Consider the following 14,023-nt stretch of genomic DNA (forward strand, 5'->3'; position numbering starts at 1 on the left):
CCCTTCTGGTATAATGTGTTGACTAATAATTAGTCGAAACGTTCAATTTTAGCACCAATAGCACGAAGCCTTTCGTCTATTCTTTCGTAACCACGGTCAATTTGGTCACTGTTCTGTATAGTACTTACACCTTTGGCAGAAAGCGCAGCGATAAGCAATGATATACCCGCCCTGATATCCGGTGAAGACATCATAATACCTTTTAAGGTAGACTTAAAGTCGTGTCCTATAACAGTAGCCCTGTGCGGGTCGCAAAGTATAATTTTAGCTCCCATGTCTATAAGGCGGTCTGTAAAGAACAAACGGCTTTCAAACATTTTCTGGTGAATAAGCACCTCGCCTTTTGCCTGTGTTGCCACAACAAGGATAATACTTAAAAGATCGGGTGTAAAGCCCGGCCACGGAGCATCTGCAATAGTCAGGATAGAACCGTCTATATAGTTCTGAATTTCGTAACCATCTGTGTGAGCAGGAATATAGATATCATCTCCCCTGCGTTCTATTGTAATACCCAGTTTCCTGAAGGTATTAGGTATAACGCCAAGGTTTTCCCAGCTTACATTTTTAATAGTAATCTCACTGCGTGTCATCGCTGCAAGGCCTATCCAGCTGCCTATCTCGATCATATCGGGAAGGATACGGTGATCGCATCCGCCAAGATTGTCAACACCTTCTATAACAAGAAGGTTAGACCCTATACCTGTAATTTTAGCCCCCATGCGGTTAAGCATGTTGCAAAGCTGTTGCAGGTAAGGTTCGCAGGCAGCGTTATATATTGTTGTTGTGCCTTCGGCAAGTACAGCAGCCATAACAATGTTTGCAGTACCGGTAACCGATGCCTCATCAAGAAGCATATAGGTACCTTTTAGCCTGTCGGCCTCAACACCATAAAAATGGTCTTCTTTGTTGTAACGGAATGATGCGCCAAGGCTAATAAAACCTTCAAAGTGGGTATCAAGCCTTCTGCGGCCAATTTTGTCACCGCCCGGTTTAGGAATATATCCTTTACCAAATCGTGCTAATAATGGGCCAACAATCATGATAGACCCCCTTAGCGACTTACCTTCTTCTTTAAATGCTTCAGATTCAAGATAAGAAAGGTTAACCTCATCAGCCTGGAAGCTGTATGAGCCATGAGCCAGTTTTTCTATTTTAACACCCAGGTTACGTAATAAAGTAATAAGCTTATTAACGTCTATAATATCAGGGATGTTCGTAATGGTTACTTTCTCGGGTGTAAGAAGCACAGTGCATAATACCTGTAATGCTTCATTTTTTGCGCCCTGAGGCGTAATTTCACCTTTTAGCGGTGCCCCTCCTTCAATTTTAAATGTTCCCATGCAGTGTAATAATAGAATTTATGTTTTTGGTTGTTTTACTGTTTTGGCCTACGCTTTATGTTTGTGTTTGTATTTGTTTTGTACTGCATTTTTTGCTTAGGTGCGCCAAACTGGGTTTTGTTGCTCAGTTTTTTGTTTACCCTCATAAGCTCTGTAGAATTAGAAAGCTCTTCATCTGTCGCCTGCAGGTTCATTGTACCGCCCGATAGTTCGTAAAGATGTTCAAAAATAACATCATCTTTAACGGTGTCTTTATTCCAGCTCAGGTACGATTTCTTCATATGGTTAGCAATAACCATAACAAGGGCATTCTTCATTTCGCCATCTTCCCATTTGTTGGCAACATCAATCATGTACTTAATGTTGTTTCCGTAAAAACGGTATTTCGGAAAGTTTTGCGGATACTCGAGCCTGTCCGGCTTTTGCTGCAATAGCTCTCTTGAAGGCGTTGGGTACGGAGAATCTACATCAAGTTTAAAATCAGACATAATATATATCTGGTCCCAAAGCTTATGCTGAAAATCGGGTACATCGCGAAGGTGCGGGTTAAGGCTGCCCATTACAGATATTATGTATCTGGCGGCCTTGTTGCGTTCGTTCCTGTCTTCCAGTGCCACGGCCTGCTCAATAAGTTTTTGCAGGTGGCGCCCATATTCAGGAATGATTAGGTGCGGCCTTTCGGCATTGTATTCTAGAAAGTTAACGGCTTCTCCGGGATTATGTCGCGTCATCTGTTTTCTGGTTTCTTTATAATGATATAATACCCTCAATTGCTGAGAGCTCAATATATTTATCTATAACCGATTGTGCACTTACCATTCTTACATTAATAGAAACAGCGGTGTATTTACCGGTTTTAGACTGGTTAGTTTCTATAACTGCACCCAAATTATCGAAAGCTTTTTCTACTTTCTCTACATTTTCAGGCAGCGATGGCACAATAAATTTAAATAAATATTCGGAAGGCCACAGGGTAGAATCGGTAAGTTCCTGTTTTAGCCTTGCATAAAATTCTTCGCTTTTCTTATCCATTCGTCATAAAATAAACGCAAATATACGTATATAGAACCAAGTATCTAAAAAAATATATGTTACCAATATTTTATTGAAGCATTCACATTTTTTTTGATGCCTTAGCCCTTCCGGTTAGTAATTTATCAATTTTTCAGCAACAGGCATTCTGCTGTCTGAAACCTAAATATATTACATTCTGCCGCCACTGCCAATAAAAAAATATTTATTTCAGTTTTCTACGCAACCTTTTTATTTCATGTGCATCTAGTTAGTATAGGTTTAGGTTATGAATTGGTTATTTTGAAAATCCACCCGCACTCCATGCTGGGTGGATTTTCTATTTTACAGTACTTTTATTTTCTGTAAATTAGACGTTTTGTCAAAGATCAAATAAATGAAGTACCCTCTCTCACTGCTCATCTGCCTTATTTCCTGTTCATATAACTACGCTCAGAATCAGTTAAAGGTATATGCAGATTTGCCCGCCGGTGAAGTGGTTTATGATGATCCGGAAAACGGGAAACTTATACCGATAGAGCCATTGCTTTCTCCCGAAAATAGCCCTCTGAATTATCACGTAGAACAAAACAGTGACTTTACAGTAAGGGTAAGTAAAGATAATTCTGAATGGATCGACGTATTTGAGTACACGACATACGCAAGTAACGGATTGCGTACAGAGCGAAAAAAGGCTGCTTTTGTATCTTTTGATTTTAGCGGAACCGTTTTTATTGAAGTTACTTGTAAAGAAAATGTAGATTTTAATAACCCCGGTACATTGCTTATAAGGCCGCAGTCTAAAGGCATTGTTCCGTATTATAAATACGGGAAGACTTTTAGGTTCTCGCTATCAAATCCTTTAAAATTATCGATTGAAGTTAATGGAGAAAGAGATGGAAACCTGCAAATATTTGCCAACCCCATTATTAAGTATACCCCAGCAGGCGAGACACTAAAGATATTTGGCCCCGGTGTGCATACACTAAGCGAATTAAATATTGCTAATCCTGCTGCAAGTGGTAACAAAGTCTATATACAGAGCGGAGCTATTGTAATTGGCGATATAAAAGCCAAAAGCAACGACGAAATTTATATTGAGGGCGGCGGTATACTAAAAGGAGAAATAGCTATTGTAGATAAAAGCGACGTAAAGATACATGGTCATGGCATAATAGACCTCAGCAACTTTGCGAAACAATATACCGGAGATGGTGGCAATTTTTACCATAGAAACGGTGTACTCATTATTAATTCAGATCGTATATCCGTTAGTGGTATTACCGTTAATGATTCACAGCTGGCTGGTATATTCGCCACTGATTCGGAATATATTTCTATCGACAATTATAAAATATTTACACGGGTTTTATGGGGAGACGGTATACACATGAAAGGAACAAGCAATGTAACCATAAATGATTGCTACCTGAGAACTTCGGATGATGGCATTGCCATATATGCGTCCCGCAGAAATCAAACGAATAAACCTACTGCATCACTCGAAGCTGATTATCGTAACAGGCCTGCGGTAAATATATCAGTTACAAACACTTCATTATATACAGATGCTGCCCACCCTGTAGAAATTGGATGGCACGGCAATTACAATAAAAAAAATAATGGCCTGGAAATATCAAACCTGCATTTTGAGAACATAGACATATTAGAACAGGATGTTGCTTATTTAAAATCAAATGGAAAATATGATCGCGACTACGAAGGGGCATTATCTATAAATTGTGCCGATGGCAACAAATGCAGCGATATTGTTTTTAAAGACATCAGGATAGAAGATTTTTCTAACGGAAGACTTTTTTCTGTTAAGGTAGAACCTGCAGGACTTGGCGCCGCAACTACAAAAGGAAAAAAAGTAAGCAACATACGTTTTGAAAACATTAGTTATAACGGCACCGGAGAAAGTAAGTCCGTCATATCAGGGCTTAGCAGAAGCCGCCCGGTTGATGGTGTGCATTTTGTAAATTTCAGGGTAAACGGAAAGCAAATAAAAAAGCTATCTGATTATAATGTAAATGGAGTGAACATGATAGAAACAAACAGGTATTCCCGCAACATTACTTTTGAATAAATACTTACCTCAAACTATTTATTATAAGCACAACCGATACTGCAGCAGCAGCCATAAAACAATAAGAGTATAATATGATTTTATCTAATAGTGTCCTGTTTCTAAACAACCTGATAACAATAAACAGCGCTGAACCCATAATAAGGTTGGTGGCTATCCATTCCATAAACAGCATATCTAATGCGGGGTTGCTGGCACTACCATACGTATTAACCAGTGCCATGCCCAGCAAAATTGCAAAAACCGTTATCCATATAAAATAAAGCGCTACTACCACATGAAAGGCCAGGTGCCTGCTATCAATTTTTTTCATTCTCAATTACATCCTTAAATAAAACTCTTATTTACAACGTATAGTTCGCTAATTTTATTGAATGGTACGCCCCTATCTTCAAAACTTAATGATAATTTAATAAAATGGATCTTTTTTCTGACAACAACGGGCCTCAAAATATATTGCCTTATGATGGCGAAGCGCTGTATTATGGAAATATGTTAACCGAAACGCTGGCAACGCAGTATTTTAACATCCTGCTAAACGATATTCCGTGGCAGCATGATGAGGCTGTAATTTACGGAAAAAGGATTGTTACCAAACGAAAAGTAGCCTGGTATGGCGATGACGCATACGACTACACTTATTCGCGCACCACAAAAACGGCGCTACCCTGGACTCCAGCCCTATTGGAATTGAAAGAATTGGTAGAAAAAACCTGCAATACTATATTCAACTCTTGCCTTTTAAATCTGTACCACGATGGCGACGAAGGCATGGCATGGCACAGTGATGATGAAAAAGCGTTAGGGAAAAATACGGCAATAGGTTCTTTAAGTCTTGGCGCTGTAAGAAAATTCAGTTTCAGACATAAGCAAACCAGTGAGAAAAAAGAGATAATTTTAGACAATGGCAGTCTGTTAGTAATGCAGGGCACCACGCAAACCCACTGGCTGCACAGATTGCCGAAATCCACCAAAATAAAGCATCCGCGAATAAATTTAACCTTCAGGACTATCGTGCTACGATAAAAATTATAAAAGATTACTAATATTATCTTAAAAAAAATAAAAAAGCTTTTAAATATTAGCTATATTTATCATGTTAATTCTTTATATATAAAGAGTTATGGCTCCCCAAGCCCCGACAAAAATACTTACTACTTAAATTAATTTCTGCTGATAACTATGAAGCTAAAAGATCTCAAACTCTGGCTCAGCAAACTTACTGACGAAGAACTGGAAAAGGAATTGCTTTACAATTCTATGGATTACGGTATTTCGGGCACTGTGACTGAAATAAATAAATCTGATGACAACCTTTACTATGTAGGCGACGAGCCTGTATTGTTACACACCAAAGATGAACTAAAGCAGCGCGGCTTTAGCGAAAACCAGATTTCACGCCTTGATGTTGAAATTCCCGAAGGCTGCTATTATATAGAACTTAGTAACGAATACAGCATACTGGAGCGTTTTGCCAAGTAAGCAACAGGCTTAGTATTAACACACTCTTATGGCATAGGTACATTTATAATTGGTAAATTAGCTTTTACCAACATACTTTTATTTGCAATGCCAAAACAGATTCTTACTATTACCCTTAACCCAACTGTAGACAAAAGCAGTACGGTAGAAAACATTAAACCCGAAAAAAAACTACGCTGCTCTATGCCGGTTTACGAACCCGGAGGAGGCGGTATAAATGTGTCGCGCGGACTGGAACGCCTGGGCGTACCTTCTGTTGCATTTTTTCCTATTGGAGGGCGGACTGGGGAATTGCTTACAGAGCTTCTGGATAAAGAAGGCATTACTACAAAAACTGTGAATGTTACAGCCGACACCCGCGAAAACTTTATTGTGGTAGATACATCTAACAACGAGCAGTATCGTTTTGGCATGCCCGGAGAAGATATCACCAAAGATGAAGCTACGGCTATTCATGATGCTATTATGGGCATCTCCCCTTTTCCTGAAATTGTGGTAATAAGTGGAAGCCTTCCCGAAGGTATAAGCTCCGGGTTTTTAACTAAACTGGTTAAGGAACTTAAAGCTAAAAATGTTAAGGTTATTGCCGACACGTCTGGCGAAGCTCTGGAAGAAATAGTAAAAGAAGGCGTGTTTATGCTTAAGCCTAATCTTGGAGAACTAAGCAAATTTGTTGGCAAGGAAGAACTGGATAACGAATCGGCTGATGACGCCGCAAAACAACTTATAGACGAAGGCAAAGCCGAAATTGTAGCTGTTTCTATGGGTCCACAGGGTGCTTATGTGGTTACCAAAGACGAGACGGTACATGTTGGTGCACCATCCGTCAGAAAAAAAAGCACTGTGGGCGCAGGAGACAGCATGGTTGCCGGAATGGTAAGCGTACTGGCAAACGGTGGCAGTACGCAGGAGATGGCACGAATGGGTGTTGCCTGCGGTACAGCAGCGACCATGAGCAACGGCACAGGGCTGTTTACCAAAGAGAATGCCGAAAAACTATACAAATGGTTATCAAGGTAGTGGATTTGGTTATTTGCGGATTTGATTATTTAATGAACTTTAAATCTGACAATCAGCAATCGACAGCCAACCAGATAACCAGCAACCGACAACTAAAAAACCAACTTATGAAATACCTCAACGCAAAAGACGTTTACGAAGAACTGAAAAATTTTGAAGGCAAAGCCACTTTTAAAGGCGAAGAGACAGTTATAGATTATTTTGTCCTGCTGCCTAAAAGCGAAATAGATAATTTTTCACTAACCGATTTCCTGGAACGCTACCAGGCAAGCACTAGTTTTGAGATTGAAGGCAGTCACGAAGACGAAACCTATACCCTTTTAGGCATAAGCATCCGTGAAGAAAAATATTCTAACGATGTTGATTATTTCATGAAACTGCTGGTTTGGTAATCGTTACATTATTGACAACATTCTGACAATTAATATTTTATTAATATTCCGTTAATTACTAATTCACATTGAGTTAAGTATTTTGTATAAAACACGGGATATGAAAACTTTCATTTTAAAATATCTTATTTCCTTTAGGGAGTGGCTTTTCTTAAAAGCAATGCAGTCATCTTTTATGCACTAAGATGATATCCACACAAATTATTCTGATTAGTTCTTTTGGATGGATATAGACAATGCTTTTAAAATAACGAAAGCCCATTTTGGAGACAGTTTCCAATGGGGCGTTTCTACGGCTGCCTTTCAGATTGAAGGAGGCCACGATGCCGACGGCAAAGGACTTTCTATCTGGGATGTTTTTACCGCCAAAAAAGGACGGGTAAAAAGCGGCCACCACGCCATGACAGCCTGTAACTTCTACGGCTGCTATGAAGATGACATTCAGCTCATCAATGAATTAAATATTCCTAACTTCAGGTTTTCTATAAGCTGGTCACGACTGCTACCTAACGGTACCGGGGAGATCAACCAAAAGGGAATTGACTATTACAACAATCTTATCGACCATATGCTGCAACACGGTATAGAACCTTGGGTAACCATTTACCATTGGGATTTGCCGCATGCGCTTGAACTTAAAGGCGGATGGACCAATCGCGATTGCGTTGCATGGTTTACCGAATTTGCCACACTTTGTGCCAAAAGTTTTGGCGACAGGGTTAAGAACTGGATGGTTATAAACGAGCCATCGGTATTTACCGGTGCAGGATACTTTTTAGGCATCCATGCGCCAGGCAAACGCGGGCTGTCTAATTTTTTTAAAGCGGTGCATCATGTTACACTTGCTACAGCCGCAGGCGGAAGGATATTGCGCGAATTTGTTACCCATGCCAATATAGGTACTACCTTTTCGTGTACGCATATAGAACCTGTATCCGACAAAAAAAGACACATTGCCGCTGCCAAACGTGTAGACACACTGCTTAACCGAACTTTCATAGAACCCATACTCGGCTTAGGCTATCCAATGGATGATCTACCTGTCCTGCGAAAACTTAACCGCTATATGCACCCCGAAGACAGGAACAACATGGCTTTCGACTTCGATTTTATAGGGTTGCAATGTTATACCCGTGAAATTGTACGATCGTCTATGCTTACCCCTTATATAGGTGCTGCATTGGTCTCTGCCGAAAAACGTAAAGTGCCGCTTATTACAGAAATGAAATGGGAAGTATATCCTGAAGCTATGCATCATATACTTACCAAGTTCAACCAATACGAAGGCATCAAAAAGATAATAATTACCGAGAATGGCGCTGCTTTTCCTGATATAATAGAGAACGGAAAAGTAAACGACACGCTTAGAACCCAATATATTAAGGATCACTTAGCACAAGTATTGAAAGCCAAAAACGAAGGCATTAAGGTAGATGGCTATTTTGTATGGAGCCTAACCGACAATTTTGAATGGGCAGAAGGCTACCACGCCCGCTTTGGGCTTATACATATTGATTTTGAAACCCAGCAGCGCACCATCAAACAATCGGGTCGTTGGTACAGTCAGTTTTTATCGGATGAAAAATAAATTTCCTCAAACTATAAATACTATTACAGCATGAAAATATTGTATGCCGTACAGGGCACAGGAAACGGACACCTAAGCCGTGCTATAGATATTATTCCCTGCCTTCAAAAACACGGAGAGGTAGATATATTGGTCAGCGGTATTCAGGGCGACCTGAAGTTACCCTTCCCTGTTAAGTATGAGTTAAGGGGCCTTAGCTTTATCTTCGGCAAAAAAGGCGGGGTAGACTTATGGAAAACCTTTACCAAAACCAACATACGCAAACTGGTAAAAAGCATTCAGGAACTTCCGGTAGAAAAATACGACTTAGTAATTAACGATTTCGAACCTGTTTCTGCCTGGGCATGCAGCCTTAAAAATAAACCCTGCGTTGGGTTAAGCCATCAGGCGGCAGTATTAGATTCGAGATACCCGTTACCTAAAAATTCCGACAGGACGGGTAGGTTCATCTTAAAGCACTACGCCCCTGTCGATGTAAAATACGGTTTTCACTTTAAGGGTGACGACGAAAAAATATTCACACCCGTAATACGGCAGCAGGTACGTGAGCATGAGGTTACAAACGGAGGCCATTATACGGTTTATCTTCCGGCGTACGATGACAAAACACTTATAAAAAGGCTGTCGCAGTTTAAAGATGTGAAGTGGGATATTTTTTCTAAACACAATAAGAAAGAGATCGTACAAAAGAATATTATCGTTCAGCCGATAAACAACAAACTCTTTACGGCAAGCATGGCGGCATCTGCCGGAGTGTTGTGCGGAGCAGGCTTTGAAACCCCTGCCGAAGCACTTTACCTTGGCAAGAAGCTTTTGGTTATACCGATGAAAAATCAATACGAGCAGCAGCTTAACGCTGCCGCTTTAGACCAGATGGGCGTACCGGTTATTAAAAGCCTAAAACTTAAATATGATGCTGTTATTAATGACTGGATCGAAAACGGCGAGGTTATCCCAGTGAACTATAAAGACATGACACAGGACATTGTAGACCGTGTAGTAATGAAACACAGCACTATACCGCTATTATCGATATAGTTAACACCTGAATAACAACTTGTTAAGTATTTTCTTAAAATTATTTAATGTTTTATTGGCATTCCTTTACCAAAACTTTAAAGGTTTATCGCCCATCTTTGTAAAAGATAACCACCTAAAACAATTCGCTATGAAAAAGAACATTGACTTAGCAACGATCAAAAATTTTATACTTACTAACGCCTTAAGCGAAAATGTAATGCTTATGCTACACCCTTCTAACTTTGATAAACTGGTTAGCAACAGCAAGAAAAAAGCAAAATCGCTTTGTATTTCGGGCATCAACATTATAGCTGACGACAACAACGAAATTAACGAAGGCGAAATTGATGTACTTGAAGTAAAATTTAATTAGCACTTATCATCACCTTATATGAGATACTCCATAAGCTACGACACAGTACAGGAATTTATTATTGATAACGACCTTACTGATAACGATACAATAGTTCTTCACCCGCGCGATTATGATGTACTTGCTACAGAATACGCCAATGAAAATAACAGAATGATCTTTACGTCTCTTGAAATACTGGGTGTACCCGTAGTTGAAGATACAGAAGATGAGGTTAAAAAGAACGAGATATTTGTTATGCCTTTGGCAGCATCTTAAGACAGTAACTAATAATTACTTTATTGGTAAGCCATCCGTTAGCGCGGGTGGTTTTTTTTATGCCTGAAAATTAAATCCAACTAAGGCACTAAAAAACCTCCGTACATAAAATGCAGGAGGCGTCATTTGTGTGAGTGAAATTTTTAATTGGCAGTAAGTGTTGTTACTTCAGAACCTTCTACACCTGCACCAAAAATACCGGAAAGAAAATTATCCATACACCCCATATCTTTTTGGGTGCGCGGGTCTTTCTTTACTTTATTGGCAGCATCTACAAAATACTTTTCGCAACGGTTTACAATAGTTCTTGCCTGCATTGGCCCCATCACTTCAATCACTTTAAGATTGGTCACGGTAACCACATAGTTGTCACTTTCTTTTTTCACTACAAAATCAAACTTGCAGTTGTTTCGCATTACGGGGCTTCCGTCCTCGCAGGTATTTTTTACCTTATCTGCAGAGCCTGCGTATATTTCGTTTATAAATGTATCTATTTTAAGATCGGGCTGGCTGTCCAGCATTGCCTGCACATTTGTAGCAGCAGGGTATGTACGCTGCCACACCAGGCTTCCATTTTCGTTTCTGAATCCGTCCTGCGCCATAGTTATAGCGGGCAGTGCAAACAGCAATGAGAAGAGTAATTTTTTCATAGCTTGTTGTTTTAAAGGTAAATACTGTTTGTTTATATAGGAAGGTGATACCAAAATTAATCTATAAAACAGCCTGCAACCCTTTTTCACTACCTGTTTATCATTTATTTAGCACAAACACTTAAAGTTACGTTAACAATACAATAGAACTAGAGTTGCGCAGTTGCGCAGACATCGGACTTCAAACATCGGACATCCTACTTCTTAAGAAAACCACCCCAAACCTGATAATGAAAAAATAATAGTGTTAAGAAAACGGTTTTTAGCCACTCAAAATGTTTAAAAATAAATTTATTCTGATAAATTCAATAACCACTATTTTTAATTAATCTAAATAAATACATTTGTACCGAGATAAATAATTACCATTTCATGAAAAAAAGAATACTTTTTTTTACCGCCATACTAATGTTTGGCATAGCTAAAGCACAAACCACCACATGTAACGGTACCGAACCGGGACAAAACGCAGGCGATACCGGCTGTGTAGCTTTTACGTACAACGGAGAATCTGTACAGTACGCCACAGTAAGGGCCGCCGATGGCAACATTTGGCTTCAGCAAAACCTTGGAAGCACCAGCGTTGCTACATCTGCTACTGATGCAGAGGCCTATGGAGACCTTTACCAATGGGGACGCTGGAATGATGGCCACCAAAGAAGGACATCGCCAACATCTGACGAAACACCCGAGCCCAACAACCCGGCAGGACTGCAAACCACGGCTTTCCTGATATCGGACCCGGCATGGTGGGACGAAGAAACAGAAGGACAGCAATGGACTGCCGAAACTCCCCAGGCTATTGATGATTTAACAGGCTGCGACCCTTGCAAAGCTGCACTTGGCAACGGTTGGAGAATTCCTACCGAGCAAGAATGGGGATCTATAATTGAATCTGAAGGTATCACCGACATTGCGACCGCTTACAGCAGTAGCCTAAAGTTGACAGTTGCAGGTAACAGAAGCGGTACAAACGGTACCTTTTCTAATGTAGGCGCCAGAGGCTACTATTGGAGCAGTACACAAAGCACTAGTAATTTAAGTTATGCAAAATATCTTTATTATAGTAACGCTATTGTAAATGAAAGCGCAGGAGGATTCCGCGATCAGGGGTCATCGGTACGTTGCATTAAAGGTGCATCGTCTACACCGGGGCCTGTACTTCCAACAAGCCTTGCCCTTAATGTAGCAAATAACGCCGCTGCCGAAATTACCACAGATGGCGGAACATTACAACTTGAAACCACAATTTTACCGGCTGATGCAAGTCAGAATGTTATGTGGAATATTACCGCAGGTAATGAATTTGCAACCCTGAACAGTGCAGGACTGGTTACCGCCACTGCCAATGGCACGGTGACCGTACAGGCAGCGAGTTCAGTAAATGCGAACATATTAGACAGCATTGAAATTATAATTACAAATCAGGTTGTTGTACCGGTAAGTATTGCAATTGGCGTTGCCGAAAATGCAACTGCCGAAATCACGGAAAACAATGGTACACTTCAGCTTACTGCTGCAGTGCTTCCTGCACAGACAGACCAGTCGGTGATTTGGAGTATCACAGAAGAAGAAACGGAATTTGCAACCGTTAGCGAAAGCGGACTTGTAACTGCTATTGCAGACGGTACTGTAACAGTACAGGCGGTTAGCACCGTTGATGCAACTGTTATTGATACTATTGAAATCACAATTTCAAATCAGCTTATTACTCCGGAAAGCATTGAAATTACATACGAAGAAGATGATTCTGCGATATTTTACAAAGATGGAAGTATACAGCTTTATGCTAAAATACTACCGGAAGAAGTAAACCAGGAAGTTGTATGGAGCATTATTAACGGAAGTGAGTTTGGAAGCATCAGCGCAGACGGACTTGTAACAGGCACAGACGATGGTATTATAACGGTACAGGCAGTTAGCGCAGAAGACGATACCGTTCTTGAAACAATTCAGGTTAGAGTGAAGAATCAAAACCTTGCTTCATCGGCACCGTATTGCGCAGCAGCTGTAGAATATGATGTAGAACCGATATCGCATGTAGTTTTTGCAGGTATAAATAATGCATCAAGCGCGGTAGTTAACGAGACACCTGCATACGAAGATTTTACAGACATAAGCGGCACAGTTATTAAAGGACAAACCTACATTCTTGGCGTACAGGGAAATACTGTTGGATTATTTGAGCACGATATACGCGTATTTATCGACTGGAACCAGGATGATGTTTTTGATATGGATAATGAGTATTATGCTACATCTATACAAGCCACCAACGGCGTAGACGGTACAGAGGCAATATTAAATATTACAGTTCCGCAGGATGCTGTTACGGGCACTACCCGATTAAGAATAACAAAAGACCAGTGGAACCTTCGCGAAGCAGGAGCGTTTGATTCTTGTACCAACGCTTATTACGGTCAGGTTGAAGATTATTCGCTAATAGTAAATAATTTTGTTGCAGGTCTTGATGATGTTAACGCAACACAGTTTACCCTATACCCTAACCCAACAAACGATGTCGTTACGGTACAGGAAAACCGGGACATACAATCTATAGAAGTGTACAACCTGACGGGTCAGCTTATTGCTACAGGAACGGCTAAACAGGTAAACCTTGGCAACGCCCAGGCAGGAGTATACATGATAAAAATACATTTTGAGAACGGCTCGACTGCCACTCAGAAAGTGATAAAAAAATAAGAATAATTTGAGTTATAGTTTTTTAGTAAGTAGTTTTTAATTGTAGTGAAGTAAAATTCGTTAGTTAGTTTTTGTTTATTCATATTTTTTTTTGAGA

Annotated in this window: 15 protein-coding genes; 10 read left to right on the top strand and 5 right to left on the bottom strand. The window is 40.1% G+C overall.

Going from position 1 to position 14,023, the window contains the following annotated elements:
• Positions 1-29: 29 nt before the first annotated feature.
• The 3 genes from ALW18_05695 to ALW18_05705 are packed head-to-tail and all read right to left on the bottom strand — an operon-like array spanning position 30 to position 2,372.
• Complete coding sequence (locus ALW18_05695; GenBank protein ID AOE52056.1) at positions 30-1,340, bottom strand: UDP-N-acetylglucosamine 1-carboxyvinyltransferase; 1,311 nt, start codon at positions 1,338-1,340, stop codon at positions 30-32.
• 35 nt (positions 1,341-1,375) lie between these two features.
• Positions 1,376-2,071, bottom strand: coding sequence for a hypothetical protein (locus ALW18_05700; GenBank protein AOE52057.1), 696 nt, complete (start codon positions 2,069-2,071; stop codon positions 1,376-1,378).
• Between the two features lie 16 nt (positions 2,072-2,087).
• Positions 2,088-2,372 (bottom strand): hypothetical protein, encoded by a 285-nt coding sequence (locus ALW18_05705; GenBank protein ID AOE52058.1) that lies wholly within the window; start codon positions 2,370-2,372, stop codon positions 2,088-2,090.
• A gap of 376 nt (positions 2,373-2,748) precedes the next feature.
• On the opposite strand from ALW18_05705, the gene ALW18_05710 reads away from it, so the two are divergent.
• Positions 2,749-4,440 (top strand): hypothetical protein, encoded by a 1,692-nt coding sequence (locus tag ALW18_05710; protein AOE52059.1) that lies wholly within the window; start codon positions 2,749-2,751, stop codon positions 4,438-4,440.
• Positions 4,441-4,444: 4 nt separating this feature from the next.
• Here ALW18_05710 and ALW18_05715 read toward each other — a convergent pair whose 3' ends face one another.
• Positions 4,445-4,753, bottom strand: a complete 309-nt coding sequence (locus ALW18_05715; protein AOE52060.1) for a hypothetical protein — start codon at positions 4,751-4,753, stop codon at positions 4,445-4,447.
• 104 nt (positions 4,754-4,857) lie between these two features.
• Here ALW18_05715 and ALW18_05720 point away from each other — a divergent pair, with 104 nt between their 5' ends.
• The 8 genes from ALW18_05720 (at position 4,858) to ALW18_05755 (ending at position 10,573) form a co-directional block, all read left to right on the top strand.
• Positions 4,858-5,466, top strand: a complete 609-nt coding sequence (locus tag ALW18_05720) for a DNA methylase (GenBank protein ID AOE52061.1) — start codon at positions 4,858-4,860, stop codon at positions 5,464-5,466.
• Between the two features lie 156 nt (positions 5,467-5,622).
• Positions 5,623-5,922 (top strand): hypothetical protein, encoded by a 300-nt coding sequence (locus ALW18_05725; GenBank protein ID AOE52062.1) that lies wholly within the window; start codon positions 5,623-5,625, stop codon positions 5,920-5,922.
• Positions 5,923-6,009: 87 nt separating this feature from the next.
• Positions 6,010-6,942 (top strand): phosphofructokinase, encoded by a 933-nt coding sequence (locus ALW18_05730; GenBank protein AOE52063.1) that lies wholly within the window; start codon positions 6,010-6,012, stop codon positions 6,940-6,942.
• A complete protein-coding gene (locus tag ALW18_05735; GenBank protein ID AOE52064.1) occupies positions 6,927-7,334 on the top strand; it encodes a hypothetical protein in 408 nt (135 codons plus the stop codon). Before ALW18_05730 ends, ALW18_05735 begins: the two co-directional genes overlap by 16 nt.
• A gap of 223 nt (positions 7,335-7,557) precedes the next feature.
• A complete protein-coding gene (locus ALW18_05740; GenBank protein AOE52065.1) occupies positions 7,558-8,922 on the top strand; it encodes a beta-galactosidase in 1,365 nt (454 codons plus the stop codon).
• A gap of 30 nt (positions 8,923-8,952) precedes the next feature.
• Complete coding sequence (locus ALW18_05745; protein ID AOE52066.1) at positions 8,953-9,960, top strand: glycosyl transferase; 1,008 nt, start codon at positions 8,953-8,955, stop codon at positions 9,958-9,960.
• 55 nt (positions 9,961-10,015) lie between these two features.
• The gene (locus ALW18_05750) at positions 10,016-10,315 is read left to right on the top strand and encodes a hypothetical protein (GenBank protein ID AOE52067.1); all 300 of its coding nucleotides are present in this window, start codon (positions 10,016-10,018) and stop codon (positions 10,313-10,315) included.
• 18 nt (positions 10,316-10,333) lie between these two features.
• Positions 10,334-10,573, top strand: coding sequence for a hypothetical protein (locus ALW18_05755; protein ID AOE52068.1), 240 nt, complete (start codon positions 10,334-10,336; stop codon positions 10,571-10,573).
• 143 nt (positions 10,574-10,716) lie between these two features.
• Here ALW18_05755 and ALW18_05760 read toward each other — a convergent pair whose 3' ends face one another.
• Positions 10,717-11,223, bottom strand: a complete 507-nt coding sequence (locus ALW18_05760; protein AOE52069.1) for a hypothetical protein — start codon at positions 11,221-11,223, stop codon at positions 10,717-10,719.
• A gap of 372 nt (positions 11,224-11,595) precedes the next feature.
• Here ALW18_05760 and ALW18_05765 point away from each other — a divergent pair, with 372 nt between their 5' ends.
• On the top strand, positions 11,596-13,926 hold the full coding sequence (locus ALW18_05765) for a hypothetical protein (protein ID AOE52070.1): 2,331 nt from the start codon (positions 11,596-11,598) through the stop codon (positions 13,924-13,926).
• The last annotated feature ends 97 nt before the right edge of the window (positions 13,927-14,023 follow it).

It is taken from the genome of Flavobacterium psychrophilum, assembly GCA_001708385.1.
GTDB classification, from domain to species: domain Bacteria; phylum Bacteroidota; class Bacteroidia; order Flavobacteriales; family Flavobacteriaceae; genus Flavobacterium; species Flavobacterium psychrophilum_A.